At 69.6% G+C, this 22,984-nt stretch carries 25 protein-coding genes and 1 pseudogene; 9 read left to right on the top strand and 17 right to left on the bottom strand.

Annotated features, from left to right (window positions below; all coding sequences use genetic code 11):
• Positions 1 to 21 precede the first annotated feature (21 nt).
• The 4 genes from VNM44_RS06050 to VNM44_RS06035 form a co-directional block, all read right to left on the bottom strand.
• A complete protein-coding gene (locus VNM44_RS06050; protein ID WP_325623723.1) occupies positions 22 to 1,044 on the bottom strand; it encodes a sigma-70 family RNA polymerase sigma factor in 1,023 nt (340 codons plus the stop codon).
• On the bottom strand, positions 1,022 to 1,846 hold the full coding sequence (locus tag VNM44_RS06045) for an alpha/beta hydrolase (RefSeq protein ID WP_325623721.1): 825 nt from the start codon (positions 1,844 to 1,846) through the stop codon (positions 1,022 to 1,024). Before VNM44_RS06045 ends, VNM44_RS06050 begins: the two co-directional genes overlap by 23 nt.
• Complete coding sequence (locus VNM44_RS06040) at positions 1,843 to 2,394, bottom strand: dihydrofolate reductase family protein (protein ID WP_325623719.1); 552 nt, start codon at positions 2,392 to 2,394, stop codon at positions 1,843 to 1,845. Before VNM44_RS06040 ends, VNM44_RS06045 begins: the two co-directional genes overlap by 4 nt.
• An 86-nt stretch (positions 2,395 to 2,480) precedes the next feature.
• Complete coding sequence (locus VNM44_RS06035; RefSeq protein WP_325623717.1) at positions 2,481 to 3,059, bottom strand: hypothetical protein; 579 nt, start codon at positions 3,057 to 3,059, stop codon at positions 2,481 to 2,483.
• Positions 3,060 to 3,111: 52 nt separating this feature from the next.
• Between VNM44_RS06035 and VNM44_RS06030 the strand changes: the two genes are divergently transcribed.
• Positions 3,112 to 3,444, top strand: a complete 333-nt coding sequence (locus VNM44_RS06030; RefSeq protein ID WP_325623715.1) for a hypothetical protein — start codon at positions 3,112 to 3,114, stop codon at positions 3,442 to 3,444.
• Positions 3,445 to 3,482: 38 nt separating this feature from the next.
• Here VNM44_RS06030 and VNM44_RS06025 read toward each other — a convergent pair whose 3' ends face one another.
• On the bottom strand, positions 3,483 to 3,923 hold the full coding sequence (locus VNM44_RS06025; protein ID WP_325623713.1) for a cupin domain-containing protein: 441 nt from the start codon (positions 3,921 to 3,923) through the stop codon (positions 3,483 to 3,485).
• A 98-nt stretch (positions 3,924 to 4,021) separates the two neighbouring features.
• On the opposite strand from VNM44_RS06025, the gene VNM44_RS06020 reads away from it, so the two are divergent.
• Positions 4,022 to 4,420 carry a YkvA family protein gene (locus tag VNM44_RS06020; RefSeq protein ID WP_325623711.1) on the top strand — a complete coding sequence of 133 codons (399 nt, stop codon included), beginning with the start codon at positions 4,022 to 4,024 and terminating at the stop codon, positions 4,418 to 4,420.
• 27 nt (positions 4,421 to 4,447) lie between these two features.
• On the opposite strand, the gene VNM44_RS06015 is transcribed toward VNM44_RS06020, so the two are convergent.
• From VNM44_RS06015 to VNM44_RS05975, 9 genes are all read right to left on the bottom strand, one after another.
• A complete protein-coding gene (locus tag VNM44_RS06015; RefSeq protein ID WP_349258020.1) occupies positions 4,448 to 4,912 on the bottom strand; it encodes a nitroreductase/quinone reductase family protein in 465 nt (154 codons plus the stop codon).
• A 100-nt stretch (positions 4,913 to 5,012) separates the two neighbouring features.
• Positions 5,013 to 5,507: a GNAT family N-acetyltransferase gene (locus tag VNM44_RS06010; RefSeq protein WP_325623707.1), complete on the bottom strand. Its 495-nt coding sequence runs from the start codon at positions 5,505 to 5,507 to the stop codon at positions 5,013 to 5,015.
• Complete coding sequence (locus tag VNM44_RS06005; protein ID WP_325623705.1) at positions 5,507 to 6,703, bottom strand: MFS transporter; 1,197 nt, start codon at positions 6,701 to 6,703, stop codon at positions 5,507 to 5,509. Before VNM44_RS06005 ends, VNM44_RS06010 begins: the two co-directional genes overlap by 1 nt.
• Before the next feature lie 134 nt (positions 6,704 to 6,837).
• A complete protein-coding gene (locus VNM44_RS06000) occupies positions 6,838 to 6,996 on the bottom strand; it encodes a hypothetical protein (protein ID WP_325623703.1) in 159 nt (52 codons plus the stop codon).
• Positions 6,997 to 7,238: 242 nt separating this feature from the next.
• On the bottom strand, positions 7,239 to 8,216 hold the full coding sequence (locus tag VNM44_RS05995; RefSeq protein ID WP_325623701.1) for a GNAT family N-acetyltransferase: 978 nt from the start codon (positions 8,214 to 8,216) through the stop codon (positions 7,239 to 7,241).
• Between the two features lie 128 nt (positions 8,217 to 8,344).
• Positions 8,345 to 9,205, bottom strand: a complete 861-nt coding sequence (locus VNM44_RS05990) for an NAD(P)H-binding protein (protein ID WP_325623699.1) — start codon at positions 9,203 to 9,205, stop codon at positions 8,345 to 8,347.
• Positions 9,202 to 9,717: a hypothetical protein gene (locus VNM44_RS05985; protein WP_325623697.1), complete on the bottom strand. Its 516-nt coding sequence runs from the start codon at positions 9,715 to 9,717 to the stop codon at positions 9,202 to 9,204. The genes VNM44_RS05990 and VNM44_RS05985 overlap by 4 nt, the downstream gene beginning before the upstream one ends.
• Positions 9,718 to 10,088: 371 nt before the next feature.
• Positions 10,089 to 10,373 carry a GlsB/YeaQ/YmgE family stress response membrane protein gene (locus VNM44_RS05980; protein WP_349258019.1) on the bottom strand — a complete coding sequence of 95 codons (285 nt, stop codon included), beginning with the start codon at positions 10,371 to 10,373 and terminating at the stop codon, positions 10,089 to 10,091.
• 454 nt (positions 10,374 to 10,827) lie between these two features.
• Positions 10,828 to 11,496, bottom strand: a complete 669-nt coding sequence (locus VNM44_RS05975) for an NADPH-dependent F420 reductase (protein WP_325623693.1) — start codon at positions 11,494 to 11,496, stop codon at positions 10,828 to 10,830.
• Between the two features lie 307 nt (positions 11,497 to 11,803).
• Here VNM44_RS05975 and VNM44_RS05970 point away from each other — a divergent pair, with 307 nt between their 5' ends.
• Genes VNM44_RS05970 through VNM44_RS05950 form a run of 5 tightly spaced genes read left to right on the top strand, consistent with a single transcriptional unit; the run spans position 11,804 to position 17,384 of the window.
• A complete protein-coding gene (locus tag VNM44_RS05970; RefSeq protein WP_325623691.1) occupies positions 11,804 to 13,309 on the top strand; it encodes a circularly permuted type 2 ATP-grasp protein in 1,506 nt (501 codons plus the stop codon).
• A 25-nt stretch (positions 13,310 to 13,334) separates the two neighbouring features.
• Entirely contained in the window at positions 13,335 to 14,375 is a 1,041-nt protein-coding gene (locus VNM44_RS05965) for an alpha-E domain-containing protein (RefSeq protein ID WP_325623689.1), read from the top strand.
• On the top strand, positions 14,372 to 15,484 hold the full coding sequence (locus VNM44_RS05960; protein WP_325623688.1) for a transglutaminase family protein: 1,113 nt from the start codon (positions 14,372 to 14,374) through the stop codon (positions 15,482 to 15,484). Before VNM44_RS05965 ends, VNM44_RS05960 begins: the two co-directional genes overlap by 4 nt.
• Positions 15,481 to 16,326 carry a transglutaminase family protein gene (locus VNM44_RS05955; RefSeq protein WP_325623686.1) on the top strand — a complete coding sequence of 282 codons (846 nt, stop codon included), beginning with the start codon at positions 15,481 to 15,483 and terminating at the stop codon, positions 16,324 to 16,326. Before VNM44_RS05960 ends, VNM44_RS05955 begins: the two co-directional genes overlap by 4 nt.
• Positions 16,323 to 17,384, top strand: coding sequence for a transglutaminase family protein (locus tag VNM44_RS05950; protein ID WP_325623684.1), 1,062 nt, complete (start codon positions 16,323 to 16,325; stop codon positions 17,382 to 17,384). The genes VNM44_RS05955 and VNM44_RS05950 overlap by 4 nt, the downstream gene beginning before the upstream one ends.
• On the opposite strand, the gene VNM44_RS05945 is transcribed toward VNM44_RS05950, so the two are convergent.
• The 3 genes from VNM44_RS05945 to VNM44_RS05935 all read right to left on the bottom strand — a co-directional run bounded on the left by VNM44_RS05945 (position 17,371) and on the right by VNM44_RS05935 (position 21,504).
• Entirely contained in the window at positions 17,371 to 18,099 is a 729-nt protein-coding gene (locus tag VNM44_RS05945) for a M14 family zinc carboxypeptidase (RefSeq protein WP_325623682.1), read from the bottom strand. The two genes, VNM44_RS05950 and VNM44_RS05945, sit on opposite strands and share 14 nt — an antisense overlap.
• A gap of 75 nt (positions 18,100 to 18,174) precedes the next feature.
• Positions 18,175 to 19,794: an adenylate/guanylate cyclase domain-containing protein gene (locus VNM44_RS05940; protein ID WP_325623680.1), complete on the bottom strand. Its 1,620-nt coding sequence runs from the start codon at positions 19,792 to 19,794 to the stop codon at positions 18,175 to 18,177.
• Between the two features lie 27 nt (positions 19,795 to 19,821).
• Positions 19,822 to 21,504 carry an FAD-dependent oxidoreductase gene (locus tag VNM44_RS05935; protein ID WP_325623678.1) on the bottom strand — a complete coding sequence of 561 codons (1,683 nt, stop codon included), beginning with the start codon at positions 21,502 to 21,504 and terminating at the stop codon, positions 19,822 to 19,824.
• Between the two features lie 660 nt (positions 21,505 to 22,164).
• Here VNM44_RS05935 and VNM44_RS05930 point away from each other — a divergent pair.
• On the top strand, positions 22,165 to 22,521 hold the full coding sequence (locus tag VNM44_RS05930; protein WP_325623676.1) for a hypothetical protein: 357 nt from the start codon (positions 22,165 to 22,167) through the stop codon (positions 22,519 to 22,521).
• A gap of 266 nt (positions 22,522 to 22,787) precedes the next feature.
• Positions 22,788 to 22,984 (top strand): annotated as a pseudogene (locus tag VNM44_RS05925) (hypothetical protein); the annotation flags it as partial.

The raw sequence follows: 22,984 nt of genomic DNA, 5'->3' as shown, positions 1-22,984 counted from the left end.
ACGACCCGCCCACCGTACCCGTCAGGCCACGAGCTCCTCCGGCAGCCCGAACCGCGGGTACAGCGCCTCCGAGTCCGCGAACGCCGTGATCGCCCTCACGCGATCCCCCTCGAGCTCGAGCACCTCAATCGCCGCCGGCAGGTACACGCCCCGGCCCCGATGGAGGATGTACCACGCGATCCCCACCTGCCCGCCGGCGCTCGTGACGACGTGGCGCAACACCGGCTTGAACTGCGAGACGAACGCGACGACATCCTCGCGCCCCGAGAACCAGCACGGGAACGGCGGCATCGCGAAGGTCGCGTCCTCGACGAGCACGGCCATCATCGCATCGACGTTGCGGGTCTCCCACGCGTCGACGTAGCGCTGGACGAGCCCGCGCAGGCCGTCGTCGCCCAACGCCCGGAGCGTCGCCTGCTGCGACCGCTCGGGCAGCGTCGCGTCCACGGTCTTCCGGGCACGCTGCAGCGCGCTGTTGACCGAGGCCGCCGTCGTGTCGAGCGCCTGCGCGACCTCGCGCGCCGAGAAGCCGAGCACCTCGCGCAAGATCAGCACGGCCCGTTGGCGTGCGGGCAGGTGCTGGAGCGCGACGATGAATGCGAGCTCGACGCTCTCGCGCTGCTCGTATCGCGCCTCGGGCGCCGCGTGGCCGTCCTCGAGGCCGAGGTGCTCGTCGGGATAGGGGTCGATCCAGATGGACTCGACCAGCGGCGTTCCCGGCCCGTCCGCGGGCCTCCACGCGGGCTCGTCGAGATGGAGGACGCGCTTCGGCCGCTTCGCGATCGCGTCGAGGCTGACGTTCGTCGCGATCCTGTAGAGCCACGGCCGCAGCGACCGCCCGCTCTCGAAGCCGCCGAGGCCGCGCCACGCGCGGAGGAGCGTCTCCTGCAGCGCGTCCTCGGCGTCCTGGAGCGAGCCGAGCATCCGGTAGCAGTGCGCGTGGAGCTCGCGGCGGTGTGGCTCGACGAGCCCGGCGAACGCGTCCTCGTCGCCCCGGCGAGCCGCAGCGAGAACCTGCGGGTCAGGCGTCTCGGCGACGATCACGCAGGAACTCCTCGAGCACCGGGGCGAGCACCTTCATCGAGACATTGTGGCTCTGCCCCTCGAGCGTGAGGCGCTCGGCGTCCGGCAGGCGCTCCGCGAGCGCGTCGGCCGCCTTGCGGAGCGAAGCCGGGCTCTTGCCGCCGTCGACCACGAGGGTCGTCGCCGCGACCGACGCCCACGGCTCCCGCGCGAGCGGGGTGCCGTGGACGGTGCCGTCCATCACCGCGAGGTCGTAGGGCAGCGTCTGCGCGACGGCCTCGAGGTTCCTCCAGATCGGCCGCGCGACGCGCAGGAATCCGACGAACGCGCGCGGCGCGCCCATGCCCTCGCGCATGAAGTAGCTCACCGCCGCGCCGCGGCGTCCGCAGGCGACGAGCTCGTCGAGGCGGCCGGCGAAATCGGTCGGTGGCACGTGCCCGCCCGCGCCGACGCTGAACGGCGGCTGGTAGACGACCGCCCGCTCGATCGGGACGCCGGCGGCCGCCGCCCGCAGCGCCAGGACGCCGCCCGACGACATCCCGAACACGTGCGGCGACCCGCCCTCCGTCCCGACGAGCGCGGCGAGATCCTCGATCTCGCGCTCGACCGCGTACTCCGGCGCGTCGCCCGAGTCGCCGCGGCCGCGCCGGTCGTACGAGATCACCGTGAAACGCGGCGCGAGCGGCTCGGACAGCCGCGTCCAGCCCTTCCAGCTGCGGTGGCTGAACGCGCCGCCGACGAGGATCAGGGCCGGCCCGTCTCCGATCCGGTCGTAGGCGATCGACGTCCCGTCCCGTGAGCGGACCACGAGATGGCCGCTCATGCGGCGGCCGGACGGTAGGTGAGGTCGAGGACGCCGGTGGAGAACGTCTTCGAGTCGACGAGCTCGAGCGACACGGGCGACGCGCCGTCGGGGAACAGCCTCGCCCCCTGACCGACGACGAGCGGATGCACGAGCAGCCGCAGCTCGTCGAGGACGCCCCGCTCGAGCAGCGAGCGCACGAGCGTCCCGCTCCCCGACATGCCGATGTTCTTGCCGGGCCGGGCCTTGAGCTCGTTCACCGCCTCGGCGAGGTCGCCCTCGAGCAGCGTCGAGTTGTGCCACTCGACCTTGTCGAGCGTCGTCGAGGCGACGAACTTCGGCGTCTCGTTCATCACCGACACGAACGGATCGGACGCAGGATCCTGCTGCGGCCAGAACGCCGCCCACTCCTCGTAGGTGCGGCGCCCGAGCAGCATCGAGTCGGTGGCCCCGATTGCCTCCCCGACGGCGTGCCCCATCTCGTCGTTGAAGTACGGGAAGTGCCACTTGTCGGGCGCCTCGACGACGCCGTCGAGGGAGATGAAGAACGATGCGATGAGCTTGCGCATGGTGGCTCCTTCAGTGGTTGCCTGTCACCGGTACTACGGGCGCGGCGGCAGAAACTCATCGCGGCGACGCGCGGCGGTGCGTGAGCTCAGTCGCCGGCGACGAAGAAGACCCAGGTGCCGTCCGGCCGGATCCCGGCGCGCCAGCCGAGATACCCGGTGCCCTCGACGAAGACGCTCTCGAGTGGCCCGAGCGGTGCGAGGAGCTCGCGCTCGTGCGCCGTGAGGTCGTCGATGCTCGCGACGGAGTACGCGAACGGCCAGACGTAGAGCCCGCGCGACAACGTGTACGGCATCCGCAGCACCTTCGCGAGCGCGTCGAGCGGCCGCTGGCCCGTCGTCCGTTCGAGGTCCTGCCAGTAGGCGATCGCGCCGCCCGGAACGGGACTCCCGAACGTGTACTCGAACCCCGTCGTCGGAACGAGCGCTCGCAGCGCTGCGTAGTCGCGGCTCTCCGCAGCCGCGAGCAACGCGTCGCGCGTCTTGACGACGGCAGCGGGCAGCCCCGGGTCGGACGCTGCGACCGTCGCCGTCCGCGTGACGGTCGTCGTGTCGGTGACCGTCTCGGCGTCCTGGATCTCGCGCGAGCCGAACCACCCGGCCGCTCCGCCGAGGACGAGCAGCGCCACCGAGGCGAGGACGACGCCGATCCGCTTCACGCGCCTCATCCCTCGATCATGCCCTGTGGGCCCGAATCGAACCGCGACGTACGATCCCGCGATGGCCGAGAGCCGCCGCGTCTACTCGACCGCCGACGGCGACCTGCGCAAGGCCGTCGAGCCGAAGGGTCGCCGCCACGCCGCGCCGAACGTGCCCAACGACGGCATCGTCCGCGTCTCGCGCGAGACGAGCGGCCGCCGCGGCAAGACGGTCACCGTCGTCCGCGGCCTCCCTTCCCGCGAGCTCGCGTCCGTCGCGAGCGACCTCAAGCGGCAGTGCGGCTCCGGCGGTGCGGTCAAGGAGGGCGTCGTCGAGATCCAGGGCGACCACCGCCCGAAGGTCGTCGCCCGCCTCGAGTCGCAGGGCTACCGCGTCAAGCTCGCGGGCGGTTAGCGCCCGCGAGCTTCACCAGGACACGGTGCAACCCGGCGTCAGTCGGCGCACGTGAGGCCGTTCCGGCGCATGACCTCCCCGAGAGCCTCGAAATCGGGCGGCCCGCCGGCGGCGTCGTCCAGAATGGCGGCGACCTCGCGGAAGTAGCCCGGGCCGAGGATCCCCGGCGTCACGACCGCGAGCGCCCTGGCGTCCTCGCCGCTCGTGTTGTCGAACTGGTGGACGGCGCCGCGGGGAACGAGGAGCACGTCGCCGGGCCCGACCTCGATCGGCGTGCCCTCGACCGTCCAGGTGAGCACGCCCTCCAGGCCGTAGATCGTCTCCTCGTACCCGTCGTGGCTGTGTCCGGCCGCAACGCTCATCCCGGCCGGCACGTCGAACTCGAACATTGCGACCGAGCCGCCCGACTCCTCGCCTTCGACGAGGAACCGGATCGCCAGCTGCCCGACCCTGATCTCTTCACGCACGCTCGTGGCCATCGCTGCGCCTCCTCTGTAGTAGTAAAGTAACTTGACTATACTGCGATGACTCGGATCAGTCAAGTCGCTTTACGAAGCTCGCCGCGTAGCCTGGAGCCGTGCAGTGGTGGGAGTGGCTTCTCGTCTCGCTCGCTGTGGTCGTCGTCGTGTACTCGGTGCTCGTCGGCTGGCTCGTCGCGCGCGGACACCGAGAAGACGCGCGGGCACTCGCCACGTTCATTCCCGACTGCATCGTGCTCGTCTCGCGCCTCGCCCGCGAACCGCGGGTTCCTCGGCGTCGCAAGCTGCTGCTGGTCGGCCTCGTCGCCTACCTCTCGCTGCCCTTCGATCTCGTGCCCGACTTCATTCCGGTCGCCGGTCAGCTCGACGATGTGATCATCGTCGCGCTCGTCCTGAGGCACTTCGTCGGAGCAGGGGGAGAGCCCCTGATGCGTGAGCTCTGGCCGGGACCGGAGCGGTCGCTCGGCCTCGTGCTGCGCCTCGCGCACAGGCTGTGACGACGTGAGGGCCCAGGCCGTCCCGACTCATGCGGGTTCACGCGGCTCGAGGACGACGACCGCAGTCTCGCGTGGGCGTCTCGCGGCATAGCCGTCGAGGTTCTTGTCGAGCTCACGCCAGCGCTGCCACAGCCGTACGCGTTCCTCGCCGACCGCGGCCCTGCCGACCACGTCGCGCCGGGACATCCCCGCGAGCTCGACGACGGCGTGCGGATCCGCCTGCAGGTTCAACCACCAGGCCGGCTCGGCGGCACCCCAGCCGTTCATGGCCATCGAGACCAGGTTGGCCCCGTCCTCGTAGTAGCCGAGGATCACGCTGCGCGGCTCGCCGCTGCGCCGGCCCGTGGTGGTGAGCCGCAGCGCGCCCCACTTGCCCGGCCGTGGGAGCCACAACCCCCTGCGACCGCCGCTCGCTCGCACGATCCGCCTGTGCACCCGCCAGAAGGTCGTGATGAACCATCGTGGCGGCAGTCGCGCCTTGCCTCCGGCCATGCCGAGTTCCTCTCGTTCGACGAGCTCCACGTTCGCTGTTGGCGTCAGCCTCGCACCACCGAGCACGAGGCGCATCGGGGGAACTCCGCAGGCGCCGGGCTCAGGCCAACGCAGCGCGAATCGCGAGCTCTGGCCCCTCGAAGCGAACCTCGAGCCGGTCGAGGACTCTCCGAAGGAGACTCACCGCCGCGGCGTTGTCGCTTGCGACGAGGGCCGTCACCTCGGTGATGCCGGCGGCGCGGGCGTCGGCGAGGAGCTCCGCGGTCAGCGCCGAGCCGATGCCGAGCCGCTGGTGCTCGTCGGCGACCTCGAAGGCGATCTCCGCGGACGAGCCGTCGCGGACGAGGCGGGCGATCGCGACCGGGCGCTCGTCGCCCTCGAGGTACGCGACGAGGACGTGCCGTGTCGCGTCGACCGCGGCGAGGTGCTCGAGCTCCGCCGTCGAGAGCCGCGGCTTCGGGCCGTTGAACCGGTTGCGGCGCGACGACTCGCCGAGGCGCTCGAACACCGCCGCGACCGTCTCGGCGTCCCCGTGCCGCAGCGGCCGGACGATCAGCCCGGGCCCGCGACCGAGCGTCAGGTACCGGGTCTGCATCACGGGCGTGCTCCCTCCGTGGCCACGGCCGGCCGGCGAGCGACGCGCACCGCGACGTAGGGCAGCGTCGAGGCCAGGAAGAGCCCGCCGAAGACGACGCCGAGCCCGTCGAACCCCGCGAGGGCGTAGGCGCCGCCGCCGGCGAGCGAGCCGATCAGGTACCCGAGCTGCGTCGACACGGCGCGGGCGACGCCGACCTCGCGCCCGAGCTCACCCGCCACGGTGAACCCGAAGACGGTCGCGGCAACCATGCGCGTCGCCACCAACGCGGCGGCGAGCGAGAAGACCACCAGGGTGATCGCCACACCGACCGTGAGGCCCCAGGTCAGGGCCACGGCGAGCGAGGCGCCGAGGCTCGAGGCGAGCATCGTCCACCGCGCGGCGTCCTGCGCGAGGCGCCCGGCGCGGCGATTGGCGAGGAGGTATGCAAGGGCGACGGCGCCGAGCGCAAATCCCGTCACTGCGGTCGAGAGCCCGTAGTGCTCGGTGAGGAGCGCGCCGCTGTAGACGAGCGTCCCGGCCCAGGCGGTGTTCGCCATCAGCTCGCCGAGCGCCCACCGTCTCGCCTTCGGAATCCGCAGTAGGCCGCCGAGCGACGTTCCCCTGCCTGTCAGCGGGACGTCGCGTGGCCGGCCGGCGACGGCGAGCCCGGCGAGCAGCGCCGCGGGCAGCGGCAGAGCCAGGAATGCGAGCCGCCAGTGAACTTCCGCGACGAGGCCGATGATGGGCATGCCCGCGATCCACGCGGACGGCGGCCCGGCGAGCGCGTGCGCGACGACGCGCGTCCGGTGCTCGGGCTCGCTCCACGCTGCCACCGCGGCGACGCCGGCCGCGAGCAGCGTCGCGATCCCCGCCCACATCGGCACCTGCGCCAGCGCGAGCAGGGTGAACGTCGGCGCGGCAGCGCTCGCGACGGAGCCGACTGCGAGCAGCGCGCTGCCGACGCCGAGGAGCGCCCGCGGCGAGAACCGCACGAGCGCGCGCCCCGCGGCAAGCGCCACCACCGCGGCGAGCGGCGCCGCGACGATCCGGAGCTGACCGGCGGTTGCGATCGACACTCCGAAGTCGTCCGCGACGTCGCTCAGGATCGGCGAGAGGACGAGCACCCCCGCCTGGCTCGCGAACAGCGCGAGGAAGAGCACGGGCGACGGTGACGCGAACGCATCTCTCGCTTTGCGTGGGGGGAAGGAGGCCATTCGATCAACGGTGGCGGACGCGCCATGTGCTCCGCCATGCGGCCTCCACGACCACCGGGTGCGGCCAACCGAACCTGCCGACTACTCGTGTCCGACGTCAGTCGGACACCTCCGCGCCCCGCGTGCGTCCCTCGTCAGGTCTCGTCGTCCGAGCCCTCGTCCCACCAGTCGGGCTCGCCGTCGAGCTCGTCCGGGTCGAGGCTGCCGTCCTCCAGCTCCTCGGCGCGGCGCCGTGCGTCGTCGGCGTCACGCTCCTCGCCCGACGTGTCCGATGCGCGTGGCTGGCGGGTCATCCTCCGCCGAGGATCGTACGTCCGGATCGAGCCGGGTAGCCGCACGTCGCCGCGCGTCGTCTGGCTCGGAGCCGGCGCGGCAGATCGGTACAGGTCTCCCGGCTTCTCTGCGTGGACCTGGGTGATCTCAGTCCTGTCCGATTCGCTCGGTTTGGTGGCACGCTGGTAGCACGAGTGCCGCCAAGTTGGACAACGCACGCCAGGCGAGGTCGGAGATCACCGCACAGGCCGAGAGCTGTCGCTCACGCCCGGGGGGCGCTCCCGGGCCGCAACTCCTTCTCCCAAGTGGCAAAGCGCGGGTGTGCGGTCATGCCAACGCGCTCGTAGACGCGCGTGGCGCCCGTCAGCGAGTCCGAGTCGACGTGGAGGTCGCAGCCTCGCTTGCCACGCTCGAGCAGCGTGCGGAAGACGTGCCGCAGCAGCGCCGAGGCGATCCCTTTGCCGCGGTAGGGACGACGCGTGCCGAGTGCCGCGACGTAACCGCGCGACGGGTCCTCCTCCGCGTCGGCCCACGCGAACACGTACCCGGCGATGACCGACCCGTCCCGCGCGAGGAGCGACAGCTCCCTGTCAAACCGCGGTGTGTCGATGAGCCAGTGCCGGAACTCTTCGGGCGTCTCGTCCGTCTCGCCCCAATGGTCGGCGAAGGCTTCGCGGTGCGCGTCGAAAGCGGCCTCGACGTCGAGGTCGGGGTCGAGCTGGTCGATGCGGATGCCTGCCGGGACGTTCGCGGCCGGCGGGACGCCTGCAAAGTCGACGCGCATAAGCTGGAAACGGCGGATCTCGTGGTAGCCGGCCGCCACCAGCAACGCCCCGACGGCAGGCTCGTCGGCGAGCGCGCCAGCGTGGATCACGACCCGCGCGCCGGCCGGCGCGAGCTCGAGGAACCGGTACGCGCGCCGCTCGTTCTCGGCAAGGATCCAGGCGCCCACCCCGCGCCCGTGCCAGGCGAGACCGACCACCCCGAGCGCAAAGACCTCGACGTGCGGAGGGCCGCAGACGAGCGAGAGCCAGGCGCAGATCTCCCCGCCTGGCGCCTCGACGACCGCGACGTCGCGCTCGCGGTCGACGACCGGGTTGCTCCAGTGCCGGAGCACCTGGTCGGTCGACCAGATCGGCGTTCCGAGATGGGCACGGGCCTCCTCATTGACGAGCTCGGCCGCACGCTCGGCATCCTCGTCGCGGGCCGAACGCAGGCTGAACCCTTCCGGGAGGCTCACAGCGTCCCCATCGCCGACATCAACAAGACAAGACTCGAAGAGTGATCAACGAGACAGCACGCCAAGAGAGTGCCTGCACTGGATGGAGGAGATCTTCGACCACCGGGCCGGGTAGGTGCCCGCGCTGCTCACGCGAGCGCTCGTCGCGCCGCTTCGTCGAACGGGGTGAGCTCGAGCGGTAGCAGCTTTCGGATCCGTTCTTCGCGTGCGATCGTGGGATTGCGCAGTCCTTCGACCAGCGGTCGCGCGACCGACGCGCTCACCGGCGTGACGAGGTTGAGCCAGAGCGAGGAGAGGTACGGCGTCAGCACGGGGACCTCGACGATCACCGGCTTCCGGCCGAGCAGGGCAGCGATCCGCTCGATCATCTGCCGGTAGGTCATCACCTCCGGCCCACCCGTGTCGTAGCCCTCGCCGTACGTGGCCTCATTGCCGCAGACGCCGGCCAGGTAGCGGGCGACGTCGTCGAGCGCGATCGGCTGCGTCGGGGTCGAGACCCAGCTCGGCGTCACCATGACCGGGAGCCGCTTGACCAGGCCGAGGATGGTCTCGAAGGCGGCGCTCCCCTTGCCGACAATCATGGCCGCGCGCAGTGTCGTCACCGGGACGCCCGCGGAGGCGAGCCGCTGTCCGGTCTCGCGGCGGCTGCGCAGGTGCGGCGACGCGTCGGGGCCGTCGGCGCCGAGCCCGCCCAGGTAGACGATCTGCTGTACGCCTGCGTTTGCCGCCTCGCCCGCGACCGTCTCCGCCGCCGCGCGATCCTGCTCCTCGAAGTCGCGCGCGCCGAGCGAGTGGACGAGGTAGTAGACGACGTCCGCACCTTCCACGGCCGCGGCGACGCCGTCGCCGCTCGCCGCGTCGGCGACCACCCAGCGGGCGCCGGGCTCGTCACGGGCGGTGCGCGAGACCGCGGTCAGCTCATGCTCGGCCAGCAGGGGCACGAGCGCCCGGCCGACGACGCCGGTTGCGCCGAAGACGGCGACGTTCACGAGTCCCGGCTCCGCAGCAGGAGCTCGAAGTAGCGCCGGCTGACCGCGGCATGGAAGGGGCTCTGCCCCTTCGCGTAGAGCATCCCTGTCCACGGCGGTGCACCCGCGCGGGCGGCGAGCCGCGGCAGATACTCCTCGACCATGACGCTGAGCTCCTGCTGATCGCCCTCGGGTCGCTGTGCGAGTGTGACGGCGCCGCCGGCTCGGAGCGCGAGCAGTCCACCCTGGATCGCGTGTCGGCAGCTGACCAGTCCGCCGTCGAACGAGAGCTCAGGCGGCCCGAAGGTGAGCAGCGTCGCACCGCCGAGCAGCTTCAGCTTGCCTCCGCCGCCCGTCCAGCTCGCGCGGACGCCGCCGCGGGTGAAGCGGTCGACCGCCTGCCAGTAGGTGACACCGAGCGTGCGGGCGCCGGCCTCGGACGCCTCGACCACGGGCTCCGCCACGAGCACCCGCTGGCGCGACTCGAAGCCGCCGGATTCGAGCACGTGCTCCGATGTCTCCCAGCCGGTCACGCTGCCAGCACCATCGGCGAAGGGTAGTCGGCCCTCGCCGGCTCAGGGATGTCGCGGCCACGTGAGCGCCAGGCCGCCGTGTGATAGGGCCGCTACTCGCGATCGTCTTCCGAGCGCGGTCTTTCGTGAGGGATCGACCTTCTGGTTCGCTGCCAGGGACCCGGACAGGGCCGCCTCTAGAGCCTGTTGGCACTGGCTCACAATCCCAGGAGGCGACCTGCTCCGCCAGCACAAGCGCGCGAGCGTTGCCCGCTCATGAGGCTCCCTGCTCGAGCTCCTAGCGAAGTGCATCCAACGAGCGCGAGGGCGGCGCCGCCGTCGTCAGACGCCCCGGGAGCACCGAGGCTCCCGGGGCGTCCCAGCATCAGTCGTTAGGCGCGAAGGGTACGGCCGCCGTGGCCGCGATCCACAACGAGGCGATAGATCACGAGGAGAACGATGGCGCCGACAATCGCCGTAAGCCAGGTGGAGATGTCGAAGAACTCGTCGAGCGGGTGAGCGTCGAACAAAGCGGCGGCGATGAAGCCGCCGAGCAGCGCACCCACGATCCCGATGATCGCAGTGACGATGATCCCGCCAGGGTCGTCACCCGGCATGATCGCCTTCGCGATCACTCCCGCGATCAGACCCAAAACGATGAACGCGATGATTCCCATGCCGTTCCTTTCGTCGAGATTGCGCGACGATTGTTCCCACCGCAGGGTGAGGTGAAACTCCCTTGCACTCACGTCTTTCGACGCTGCGCTTAGCGCATCTGTGCCCTCGCTGCCTCCTCTTTGACGGTTCGTCTTAGCGATCAAGTTGCTAGATCAACGAGGAACGGCCAGGGCGACCAATACCCAGGTGGGCGACCTTCTGGTCAGCGACCAGCCAGCCCGGTCGGCCCCATGGTTGAACCGCCGACCGCCTGGGTCGGTACCAGTGATGCCCGATGCGCACATCTCTGGGAACGAAGTCGGCGCCTTGGCGGTCTCGTCGCGCTGGGAGGCCCACTACAGCTCCCGTATCCATGGGGATCATGCGCGACCCCGGCCAACAGCGTCGGCGTTCCGGCCCCTGGTTCCCCCTTCGCCAGACTCGCCTGAGGCTGCGGCAGGGCGCCACCTGGTACTAGCCGACGAGCAGCTTGAAGCCGTGATCCCAGGCGCCGCGGAGGCCGCCGATCTTCACCCACACGATGCAGATCGCCTCAAGCTCCCGTGAGCCCTCGATGCCGCCGATGTCAACGATGTCCGACCAACCGAAATCGGCCAGCAGGTCGGTGACGGTGCGTTTCGCCCCGGCGTCGTTCCCCGCAATCAGCATTGTCGGCTGTCCTTCGCTGAAATTGGGGTCGACGAAGTACGGGTTGCCGATGATGTTGAACGCCTTGACGACCTTGGCGTGGGGCAACGCGCGCTGGACACGCTCGCCGAGCGAGTCCTCGCCACTGATCGAAAGCTTGGGTGGGAAGCCGGCCGAGAAGTCGAGCGGATTCATCGCGTCGATCACGACCTTGCCGGCAAAGCTATCTCGGCCCGCGTCGGCGATCACCTCCTCTGCCGCGTCACCAAGAACGGCGAGAACCACGAGTTCCCCGGCGGCGGCCGCCTCGGCAAACGTGCCCGCCTGAATCCCCGCTCCCTCTGCGGCCAGCCATTCGCGCAGCTCCGGCTTCTCGGGGTCGCGCGACCCGATTGTGACCTCATGGCGACGTCCCCGGAAGCCCGAGGCCAGGCGCCGCCCCACCTCCCCCGTTCCCAACACGCCGACCCGCTTCTCCGCGATTCGGTCCGCCACGGCCGCTCCTCTCGCCAGTTGCTCGGAATCTAGCGGCGTCCCCACGATTTCCGGGTTGCGTCCCAGGATGTAAGCCGAACCGCCGAGCTCCCGAATCGATACCCGGACGAACTCCGTTCGACGAGGCGACCTCGATCCTTCGATGGCGAGTCATCGCCAATTGCCGAGCGCCCCACCAAGCCCCCCAGGCAGTGCGCTGAAATGGCGCGGATCATGGCCCGCTTCCGGGCAGCAGCTAGGTTCTGTTTCAGGTGGCTAGCTTGAGGCGAGCTCGGCGCGGCGGGGTAGCGGGTTGACGAAGCCGGCAATGCCGAAGTCCGCACCAGGCGGCGTGTTCCGGGAGGGCTACGACACCGGCGGCTTCTACGACGAGGCGTTCGAGCATGGTTCCGCCGGCGTCGTTGAGCCGCGAGCCCACTACGCGGAGCTCATCGCGCAGATCGCGTCGATGGACGGCCCCGACCTTCGGCGTGCCACGGAGCTCGCGAACCGGTCCTTCTTGCACCGCGGTGTGACATTCACGGTCTATTCCGAAGGCGAGCAGGGCGCCGAGCGGATCCTGCCGTTCGACCCGATTCCCCGCATCATCCCTGCCGACGAGTGGGCGGTCGTCGAGGCGGGCTTGCGACAGCGCATCCGGGCGTTGAACCGGTTCCTCCACGACGTCTACCACGGGCAGGAGATCCTGCGGGACGGGATCGTGCCGCGCCGGCTCGTCGTGCTGGCGCGCCATTTTCGCCGTGAGGTCGTCGGCATCGATGTTCCGGACGACCAGTACATCCACGTCGCCGGCTGCGATCTGATTCGGGGCGACGACGGTCGCTGGATGGTCCTCGAGGACAACCTGCGCACACCCAGCGGCGTCTCGTACGTGCTCGCGAACCGACAGATCATGACTCGGACGCTGCCCGACTGGTTTTCCGAGCTCGGCGTCCGCTCGGTCGACTCCTACGCAGGACAGCTCCTCGACAACCTCGTCGGCCTCTCGCCGCGTCGGGCCATCCCGGGTGCCGCCGGCGGGCCGGGTGTCGTGGTGCTGACGCCGGGCATCTACAACTCCGCCTACTTCGAGCATGCCTTCCTGGCCCAGCAGATGGGGGTCGAGCTCGTCGAGGGCCGCGACCTCTTCGTGCTCGAGAACCGCGTCTACATGCGCACGACGACAGGGCGGCGGCAGGTGGATGTCATCTACCGCCGGATCGACGACGAGTTCCTCGATCCGCTCGCGTTCCGCTCCGAGTCGATGCTGGGCGTCGCGGGGCTGCTCGGCGCGATCCGCACGGGCAACGTCACGCTGGCGAACGCGATCGGCACGGGCGTCGCCGATGACAAGGTGGTCTACCGCTACGTCCCCGAGATCGTCCGCTACTACCTCGGCGAGGAGCCGATCCTCGACAACGTGCCGACGTACCTGCCGAGCGATCCCGAGCAACTCGATCATGTTCTCCGCAACCTCGAGTCGCTGGTCGTGAAACAGGCGAACGCGAGCGGCGGCTACGGGATGCTGATGGGCCCGACGGCGGACGAGGCCGAGCTCGAGGACTTCCGCTCGCGCATCATCGCGAGCCCGCGCGATTACATCGCCCAGCCGGTGATCCCGCTTTCGCGGCATCCGACCTTCGTCCGCGACGAGCAGGGGGAGTCCGGCACCCTGGAGGGCCGGCACGTCGATCTGCGGCCCTACGTCCTGAGCGGGCCGGACGGGATCAGCGTGCTGCCCGGCGGCCTGACCCGTGTTGCTCTCGTCCGCGGCTCCCTCGTCGTGAACTCGAGCCAGGGCGGCGGCAGCAAGGACACCTGGGTGCTCCAGTGAGCGGACCCGGACCATGTTGAGTCGGATGGCGGAGTCGCTGTACTGGATCGGACGCTACGTCGAGCGCGCCGAGCAGACGGCCCGGCTCACCGAGGCGACGTTCAGGCACACGGTCGTCATGGGCTCGACCGCGGAGGCGGAAGCGCGCCGGCAGCGTCACTGGGCGGCGCTCATCGACATCGTCGGCGAGCACACGGCTTTCCCGCCCGGGGGCCCGGACGGCGCCGAGGAGAGCGTGCCGCTGCATCTGATCTTCTCGTCCGAGAACGGAAACTCGATCGTGGAGTGCATCGCGCGGGCTCGCGACAACGCGCACACGATGCGCCACCAGGTCGCGACCGAGATGTGGGAGGCGCTCAACCGTTTCCATCTCGACGTGCAGCGGCCCGGTCGGCGGCGGCAGGCGGCTTCCGGCGCCGAGAGCACCACGCGCTTTTGCCGCTCGATCGTCGATTTCAGCCAGCTGCTCCAGGGGGTCACCGACTCGACGATGCCTCGCGAGGAGGGGTGGTACTTCCTCCAGGCAGGCAAGTTCCTCGAACGGGCGGAGTGGACGGCGCGCACGATCGACGTGAACTACCGGCTCCTCGTCGGCGCGAACGTCGAGCGCGGCGATCACGATGCCCTGGCGGCCGCGGCGCACGACCCGCAGCCGTGGGGAACGCTGCTGCGCTCGCTGTCCGCGTACGAGTCGTACCACCGCATCCAGAGCAGGGGCATCCGGCCGACCGCGGTGATCGAGTTGCTGATCCTCTCCGCGGTCCTGCCTCGTTCGATCCGGTTCTCGATCGGGAAGGTCGATGCTGCCCTCGCCCATATCAGCGAGCAGGCCCCCGGCTACAACGGCTCCGAGCCGATGCCGGGCGCAAGTACCGGAAGCGAGGCGCGGAGAGAGGTGGGACGTCTGCACGCGGAGTTCGCCTACCAGCGGCTCGAGGACCTACTCGATCGAGGCCTGCACGAATCGCTGCTCGACATCCAGCGCCGCTGCTACCGCATCGGCGACCTGGTCGAGGACGAGTTCTTCGCCCACCGACCTTTGACCGCGCAGGACGTGATGGCGTGAGGTACCGGATCCGCCACCGAACGAGCTACCGCTACGCGAGCGAGGTCTTCGAGAGCTTCAACGAGGTGCGGTTGCAGCCGCTCGCCGGCGCGCGGCAGACTCTGCTCGACTTCGACCTCCTGATCGAGCCGCCGGCGACCGTGATCTCGTTTCGGGACTACTACGGCAATGCCGTGCACGACTTCGGCGTCGCGTACCTGCACGACCGTCTCGTGATCGAGGCCACGAGCGATGTCGTCACCCACGCGGAGGCCGACGAGCCTCTCGCGGGCCCGCCCGCGGGGGAGGCCGACGCTTCGCCCGCGATCCGGGAGCTCGCGAGCAACGAAGCGCTTGCGGACGACTTCGCAGAGTTCCTCGGCCCGAGTGCCTACGTCCCACTCGCGGACGAGTCGGCCGCTGTCGCGGAGGTGATCCTGGCCGAGGATCCGGAGACGAGCGCGCTGGCGTTTCTCACCCGCGCCGCCGACCACGTGCGCGCACGGCTCGAGTTCCGGGTCGGTGCCACGACCGTCGAGAGCTCCGTCGCCGAGGTGCTCGCCGGGGGATCGGGCGTCTGTCAGGACTTCGCGCACGTGCTGATCTCGCTCTGCCGACACGCCGGTCTGCCGGCTCGCTACGTCAGCGGCTACCTCGGCGGCGTCGCAGTCGCGAGCGCCTCGCACGCCTGGGCCGAGGCGTACGTCCCGCCCTACGGCTGGCTCGGTGTCGATGCGACGCTCGGAACGCCGTGCACGGGACGACACGTCAAGCTGGGCGTGGGCCGCGACTACGCCGACGTTGCGGTGCTGCGTGGCACCTACCAGGGCGGCGGTCACGCGGAGCTCGAGGTGGAGGTGACCTGCGAGTCGCTCGAAGGGCTCGGTCCGGCGCCGCATCTGCGCGTCGGCGACGAGGAGCCCACCACCAGGCTGGTCGCGATCCAGAACCTCGGTGCGATGCGGCAGTTTCAGCGCGGCACGGTCATGACGCGGGCGATGGGCGGGAGAACCGAGCCGCTCTGGGTCGATGAGCTGCCGCCGCCACGAGCGCAGCTACGGCCGGAGGACGGGCCCCCGAGTCAGCAGCCGCAGCAGCAGCAGCAGCAGCGTCGGGAGGGCGACGGATGAGGCTACGGCTGGGCTGCCGCTTCGAGCACGAGGCGTCGAGTCCCACCCCGGCGGTCGTGCTCGTCGAGCCGCATTTCGAGGCGGCGGGCGGAATCGTCGCCGAGCGCTGGATCAGTGAGCCGGCAGTCGAGGCGACGAGCTTCGTCGACCTCTACGGCAACCGCTGCCGCCGCCTCCTGCTTCCGGAAGGAGTCTCCACGTTCTCGTACGACGCGCTGGTCACGGTCGCGCCCGATCCCGATCCCGTCCCCGGTCCGGACGACGTGCAGCACCGCGTCGAGGCGCTCCCCGACGAGCTGCTCCACTGGCTGCTCGCAAGCAGGCTCTGCGAGTCCGACACGATGTCCGACCGCGCGTGGGAGCTCTTCGGCAGCACCACGCCGGGGGTCGAGCGTGTGCAGGCGGTGTGCGACTGGATCCATGGCAACGTCGCGTACGGCGTCGAGAGCGTGCCCGCCACGACCACGCTCGAGATCTTCGAGCGGCGCGGCGGTATGTGCCGCGACTTCGCCCATCTGGGCGTGACGCTCTGCCGAGCGCTCGGCATCCCGGCCCGGTACGTCTTCGGGTACATGCCAGACATCGGCATCCCCGGCCCGTATCCGCCCATGGACTTCCATGCCTGGTTCGAGGTATGGCTGGGCTCGAGCTGGTGGACGTTCGATGCGCGCTTCAACACCCCTCGCATCGGGCGGCTGCCGATCGGCCGCGGCCGCGACGCCGTCGACGTCGCCATGGTGACGACATACGGCCCCGCTAGCCTGCGGGGCATGGCCGTCTGGACGGACGAGATGCCCGACGACGCCGCGCTGGCGGCCGAGCCGACGTCGTCGGCACTGTGAACAGCGGCAGCAGCGACCGCGACAGCGGGCGCCTTCAGGGATCTGGACCGCCGCAGGCGGGGATCGAGCGGTGGGAATCAGCTCCTGCGGATTCCCGCTTCGCGGACAAGGGAGAGACGCTCGGCGACCTGATCGCCACGCTCGGCAGCATCGACGACGACGAGATCGACTGGCCGAACGTCCGGCAGACGACGGTCCTGATCCAGCAGAGCTTCTCCTACGAGTATCCAGGACCGATCACGGCGCTACGTCACCGGCTCATGGTCGTCCCGCCCGACTACCACGACGACCAGCGCCTGCTCACGCACAAGATCCGGGTCTCGGGCTGCGACATCGACACCGAGCGCTCGTACGACACGTTCGGGAACGTCGTCCTCGACTTGAGCCTCGAGCACGTCGAGCGCGAAGTGACGTTCACGACATGGGCGGTCGTCGAGCGCGAGGCCTCGGTCGACGGCAGGGACACCCCCGACGCGATCTCCTTCGACCAGCGCTTCGCCGACACCTCGCGGCTGACCCGCCCCGACGACGCCCTGCGTGCGGTGGCAGATGAGCTCCGGAGCACCGGTGCCGAGGGCCTCGAGCTGGCCGAGCGGATCAGCCGCCGCGTCTACGAGCACCTCGAGTACCGCTGGGGTGAGACCGCGGTCACGACGACCGCGGCGGAGGCCTGGGCGGGCGGGATCGGAGTCTGCCAGGACTACGCGCACTGCATGCTGGCTCTCTGCCGGCTGTGCGGGTTGCCCGCCCGGTACGTCTCCGGCCACGTGCTCGGCGACGGAGGCACACATGCGTGGGTGGAGGTGCTCGTCCAGCATCCCCAGGACGATGACGCGTTGCGCGCCATTCCCATCGACCCCACCCACGACCGCCGCGCCGGCCTGCGCTACCTCACGGTCGCGGTCGGACGCGACTACTGCGACGTGCCGCCGACCTCGGGCACCTTCGACGCGCCCTACACCGGCGAGCTGACGACGCACAGACGGGCGGCAGTGACCCGGGTCGAGTACGTCCGGCCTCCCCGACGCCGCCGACCGGGGCCGGTCAGGATGGCCTGACGCCGCCGTTCGGGGAACGCAGAAGCGCCTCGAGGCCGGGCAGGTGACGCGCACAGAGGGCGGGCAGCCCGCCGTGCTCGACCTCGTAGACGATCGCCGGAATCCCGACCTCCAGAAGCCAGTCGTCGAACGCGCCCGGGCACGGCCCCCCGACGTCGTCGACGATCGGCAGGTCCGCTGCACGGCTCAGCGACTCGACGATGGCCGGAGGGACATCGCCGCGCGGAAGCAGGAGCTCGAGAGGGCTGTGGACGTCGATCACGAGCGGCGGTTGCACGCGCTCGACGAAGCGCATCAGCGCCTGCGTCTCGGGCTCCGAACCGGGGTGCTCGCCCGGCTTGGAGAGATTCGTGCGGTTCGCGACCACTCGCCGTTCGTCCTCGATCCCGGGCGGATACGTGTACGAGTCGTCCGATCGCCACGTCGTCGCCGGAAAATTGCGGTTCAGGTCGACTCCGGCCGCGTTCTGCCTCGTGCCGTTGATCAGCCCATCCGGGTTGGCGACGGGCACCACCACCCAGCGAGTCGCGTCTCCCGAGACCCGCTCGAGCAAGCGACGCGCAAGCAGGGCCGTTACCGCTTCCTCGCCGTGCTGGGCCGCGACGAGCAGACCGGCGGTCGGGCCGCTTTCCGGGAGGAACGCCCGCAGAGCGACGCCGTCCCGCGAGTGGCCGTACTCCTCCACGCGCCAGCCGTGGAGGAGGTTCCCCGTCACGGCCCTACCGTAGCGAGCGCACCCGCCACCATTCACTGAAGGGCCGGCCCACCGAAGCTCACGAACGCGAATGGGTCATTGCGGCGGAGGGAGTGCGCGAAGGAGGTATGCATCGACAGGTTCTTGTCTGCCTTTGACGCGGAGTCCAAGGACGGGTTCCACGTCGCTGCCGTCGGGCAGCGCTCGTCGCGTTTCCGCACCGATCAGGACTTCGCCGTCGGGTGCCTCGCTCTCGAGTCGCGCGGCGGTGTTGACGGTATCGCCGATCACTTCGTACGCGACGAACCCGTCGCCGCCCATCTCTCGGACGACCGCGACGCCACTGTTGACGCCGACACGGAGCCGCGGCCAGCCGGGGTTGGCGTCGGCGACGGCGGTGAGTTCACGCTGGAGTGCCAGCGCGGCGCGAGCGGCGCGTACCGCGTGATCGGGTTCATCTCCGCGCGTGTTGAACGTGGCCATCATCCCGTCGCCGATGAACTTCTCGATCTGACCGCCGAATCCGCGTGTGATGAGCGGTGCCGCCTTGGTGTAGTACGTGTTGAGCACGTTTGCGACATCCTCGGGTGCCGCCCGCTCGGCGAACGCTGTGAAACCGGCGAGGTCGCTGAACAGGACGCTCACTGACTGCACGCGTTCGCGCGTTGTCGGAAGGTAGAGCCCTCGGAATCGCTCGTTGTGCCACTGACGGTGCGCGGCGTAGCTGACCACGGCGTAGGCAGTGACGATGAGGGCATGCCACTCCCACCAACTCGCGTGCCAGGCGCGTTCGCCCGTCAGCGCGACGCCGATCATCGCCTCTGCGAGCAGGATGAAGCAGGCGATGATGCTTGCGGGCAGTAGCGCGAGTCGGCCGCGATAGACGGTCCAGTAGCGCGCGGCGGCGACGGCGTACGCGACGGCACCGAGCGCGGCCAGGATTACGAGGACGCTATGCGAGCCGCCTTCGTTGGCGGGTTCGTCGAGCGGCGGCACCTCCACGACCGTCCAGACGAACCACACGGCCAAGGCGGCGAGCACGGCGCGGCGAAGCACGGTGCGGTGTTGGACGATGAGCGGAGCAAACGCGGGGCGGAGATCGGCAAAGGCGGAGGCGAGGGCGAAGACTGCTCCGAGGACGAGGCCAATGGGGTTCGCGACCTTGAATCCCGCGTGCTCGTGTGCGAAGAGAATTCCGGTCGTTCCTATTGCGTGGAGGCTCAGGAACCCCCCGGTGGCGAGGAAGGCGAGCGAGATCAGCAGCACGCGAGCGTCGCCGCGACGGTTTGCCGCCTCGCCGGCGGTGAAGGCGAGGAGGAAGACTCCGACGCCGACTGTCAGAAAGACGGCGAAATGGACGGCGTGGTTGGACCAGTCCAAATCGAACTGCTCGCGGAGCAGAAGCGAAACCAGGCCGACGAGCGGCAGCGCTGCGGCCAATATCCCCGCCGCGAGCGCAAGCGCGCCACCGCTGCGGCCGCCCCTGTCGCTTGCCGCAAGAGTCGCCGGAGGAAGAGAGAACTCGGCCGTGGTCACGGCCGCAAACCTAGGAGGCCGCGCACGCGAGAACGGTGCGGGCAGCACGAGTGAGCAGTGCGGTGAACCGCCTCTTGCCGGATTCGGTTTCTCTCCCGTCGCCTGCTGTGCGACCTCGTCGCGCGCGCCGGGGGACTCGCGCGGGGCGGCGAGCAGGGCTCGTCCCGCCTCACCGACCAACGCCGGCCGGCCAACTCCACGTTGCGTCTAGCGGTCTAGCGCATCCCGCGTTTGGCGGTGAGCCGCGAGATACCGGTGGACGTGTTGGATGACGCCCGAGCCCTCGCCAACTGCCGATGCAACTCGCTTGATCGAATGTTGACGAACGTCGCCCACTGCGAAGACGCCCGAGAGGCTGGTCTCGAGCGGCGAACGCGTCGGGTCGGCCGCGTCGCTACCGGTCAGGACGAAGCCCCGTTGGTTGCACTCGATCTCAGGCGGAAGCCAGTCAGTGTGCGGCCTTGCCCCGATCAGCACGAAGAGCGCCGCCGCCTCCACCGTCGACTCCGCGCCGGACGCAATGTCCCGCAGTACGACCCGCTCGAGCCGACCTTCACCTTCGCCGCGAGTCACATCCGTTTGGACACGCACATCGACATTGGGTGCCGCGAGAAGCGTGTCGATCAGATAACTCGACAAGCGGGTCTCGAGCGAGGCGTCGCGGACGAGCAGGGTCACGCGACGCGCGTGCCTCGAGAGATGCATCGCCGCCTGCCCGGCCGAGTTGCCGCCACCGACGACGTACACATGTTCACCGGCCAGCGCTTTCGCATCCGCCACCGAGGCGCCGTAGAACACTCCCGTACCGATGAACGCGTCGAGGGACGGGATACCCAGTCGGCGGTAGCTCGCGCCGGTAGCGAGAATCACGCTGCGGGCGCGCGCTCCTTCCCCATTCGACAGCGAGAGCGTGAACCAGTCCCCGGCCTGCTTCAGATCGACGACCTCCTGCATCACGAGAAAGCGCGTACCGAATATCCACGCTTGCTGGAACGCACGCTGGGCGAGCTCTGCGCCGCTGACTCCACGCGGGAAACCCAGGTAATTGCGAATGAGCGAGCTCGACCCGGCCTGCCCACCGATCGATTCGCGTTCGACGACGAGCGTCCTCAGGCCTTCGGACGACGCATAGACGGCAGCCGCCAGACCCGCCGGGCCCGCGCCGACGACCGCGACGTCGAAGTCTCCATGCCCATCGATCCTTGTACTCATTCCGTACGACGCCGCAAGCTCGGCATTGGAGGGGTCGACAAGCACCAACCCGCCGCTCGAGACAACCACCGGCAGTTCACATCCAGCGAGACCTAACTGCTCGAGCAATCTCCGCCCGTCGCGGGAGTTGCTGTCATGCGCCGCGTGCGGTACGCCGTTACGGATGAGCAGCGTCGTGATCTCATGTGCGCGCCGGGTCGAGAGCGCCGCCACGACAACGATGGGGCTCGGGCCTGGCAGCGCAACCCGTGACCATTCATGGAGGAACTCCGCGATCGTGCGGTGAAACAGCTCATCAGGCGATCGCCATGGCTTCAGCACGTAGTAGTCCGCATGACCGAGCGCGACAGCACGGTGGATTCCAGCGGCGGTAGGACGATCGGCCCACGCTCCCCAGGAGACGAGCAGCGCTCGCTTCGCGAGCGGGTGTAGATCCCGCACTCGAGCAAGAAACACGTCTCCCGTCAGATCAGGAAGCCATTGGTCTGCCATGACGATCGCGACCGCCTCGTCCGCGGCAGCCATCGCTTCGAGCCGCGCCAGTGCTTCGCTTCCCGAGCGCTCGGACACGATCGCGTAATCGATGCCACAGCGGCGGTTGAGTTCGGCGACGATACGTGCCAGTTCCGGCGCGTTGGCATCCACGACGACCAGACTCGGCCGGGAATCAGCGCTCATAGGCGCATCCTCCCACCGCGTCCGGCGTCGACGACCGAACGTCGGTGGTGGTTGACGCCCGTGTCAGGCGGGTAAGTGCTCCACCGTGACGATTCCTGATCTCGGTCATTGCGTCGGAAGCGGGACGCCGCCGGTCGAGGGAAGCCGGCGCGATGAGGAACGGGGCGCAGCATCTGGCCTGTGCCCTGCATGTTCGGGACGATTCGAGCTTCACCAGACGGGTGTTCTCTCGCTTCATGACGCGGCGGAGGTCGAGGACCGCGAGCCGTGGCCGGACGGTCGTGACACGGAATGACCGTCAGCCGCGAACGAGTGTCACCCGGGCAGCTAGCTCGAACGCGCGTACGCCGCCTGTCTCAACCCCTCGACCACCGAGCGCGTGCGGTATTGCTGTAGCTCCCTAGATGCGGCAGAAGCTCCGCCCGCTGGCGTTTGTGGCGTTGACTACAAGGTGGAAGAGGCGTAGCGTCCCCTCCCACTCGAGCTACTAGGGGGGTAGAAATGACGCGACGCACGCGCTTCGCGGTAGGCGGTGCTCTACTCGTTGTTGCGCTGGGAGCCCTACTGCCTGCGGCCGTCATGGCCGGTCCCGACGGAAGCGCCAGTGTTCAGTTCGGCAACCCGGACGTCGGTAGCCCCGGTCCAGTCGGTCCCGGGATCGTGCTGCATGACCAGTCCGCGAACGCGCAATTCAACCTGGTTCCAAGAACTGCGGTGGTCGCGGCTGGTGGAACGGTCACGTTCACGGTCGGCGTGGCTGGTGCCACGGGCAACAACATCGTCCCACACCAGGTCGCCGTTTGCGCGCTGGGCGTCGGGCCGGACGATGTTGTCGACTCAGACTTGTCGACCGTTCCAATCAACGACCCCGACTGTCCGGTTGTGGGGCCAGCGCCGCCGTCCCCGTCGGCGACTGTCTCGAAGCAGTTCAACCAGCCTGGGCGATACCTGGTGATCTGCAATCTCAGGCCGCACTTCACGGAGTTCGACATGTACGGCTGGGTCAACGTCACGTAGCCGAGCCGTGATCTTGGGAACCGGTCAGAGGTGCGACGGCCGGTTCCCAACTCTCGGCGTCTACGGCTGGACGACAGCGACTGCTCCCCGGTCGCAGCGACGCCACATGTGCTTGATCTCTGACTTCCGACGCCTGAGCTCGGGTTCCTCGTCTTCGTCCAGCCCCGGTAGCCCGGCCGTAGAGGCCCGGCGTAGCCCTTCGTGACGATGCTCTCCAGCGCTGCCCGCGCCGTGTGGCGCCGTCAGGTGGCTGCCAGAATCGGGCGATGGCGGTAGAGCGGATGCTCGGCATCGTTGGCGGTGTGGGGCCGGAGTCGAGTGCGGACTACTACCGTCGTCTCGTCAGTCGCTGGCGCGAGCGCGGCCCAGCAGGGACGTATCCCTCGATTCTGCTCGACAGCCTCAACAGCAAGCCCGCTCTCGACGCGCTCCTCGAGGGCGATCTCGACCCGACCGTTCGCCT

The organism is Gaiella sp., from assembly GCF_035558935.1.
In the GTDB taxonomy this organism is placed as follows: Bacteria; Actinomycetota; Thermoleophilia; order Gaiellales; family Gaiellaceae; genus Gaiella.
This window is presented reverse-complemented; position numbering and strand designations above follow the sequence as displayed.

Bases quoted from the DNA above. Each gene is read 5' to 3' on its own strand.
- VNM44_RS05935 (WP_325623678.1), bottom strand. From the start codon at position 21,504: ATGAGCGCTGATTCCCGGCCGAGTCTGGTCGTCGTGGATGCCAACGCG.
- VNM44_RS05980 (WP_349258019.1), bottom strand. From the start codon at position 10,373: ATGGGAATCATCGCGTTCATCGTTTTGGGTCTGATCGCGGGAGTGATC.
- VNM44_RS06035 (WP_325623717.1), bottom strand. From the start codon at position 3,059: ATGAGGCGCGTGAAGCGGATCGGCGTCGTCCTCGCCTCGGTGGCGCTG.
- VNM44_RS06000 (WP_325623703.1), bottom strand. From the start codon at position 6,996: ATGACCCGCCAGCCACGCGCATCGGACACGTCGGGCGAGGAGCGTGAC.
- VNM44_RS06025 (WP_325623713.1), bottom strand. From the start codon at position 3,923: ATGGCCACGAGCGTGCGTGAAGAGATCAGGGTCGGGCAGCTGGCGATC.
- VNM44_RS06045 (WP_325623721.1), bottom strand. From the start codon at position 1,846: ATGAGCGGCCATCTCGTGGTCCGCTCACGGGACGGGACGTCGATCGCC.
- VNM44_RS05965 (WP_325623689.1), top strand. From the start codon at position 13,335: ATGGCGGAGTCGCTGTACTGGATCGGACGCTACGTCGAGCGCGCCGAG.
- VNM44_RS06030 (WP_325623715.1), top strand. From the start codon at position 3,112: ATGGCCGAGAGCCGCCGCGTCTACTCGACCGCCGACGGCGACCTGCGC.
- VNM44_RS05955 (WP_325623686.1), top strand. From the start codon at position 15,481: ATGAGGCTACGGCTGGGCTGCCGCTTCGAGCACGAGGCGTCGAGTCCC.
- VNM44_RS05970 (WP_325623691.1), top strand. From the start codon at position 11,804: ATGCCGAAGTCCGCACCAGGCGGCGTGTTCCGGGAGGGCTACGACACC.
- VNM44_RS06010 (WP_325623707.1), bottom strand. From the start codon at position 5,507: ATGCAGACCCGGTACCTGACGCTCGGTCGCGGGCCCGGGCTGATCGTC.
- VNM44_RS06015 (WP_349258020.1), bottom strand. From the start codon at position 4,912: ATGGCCGGAGGCAAGGCGCGACTGCCGCCACGATGGTTCATCACGACC.
- VNM44_RS06005 (WP_325623705.1), bottom strand. From the start codon at position 6,703: ATGGCCTCCTTCCCCCCACGCAAAGCGAGAGATGCGTTCGCGTCACCG.
- VNM44_RS06040 (WP_325623719.1), bottom strand. From the start codon at position 2,394: ATGCGCAAGCTCATCGCATCGTTCTTCATCTCCCTCGACGGCGTCGTC.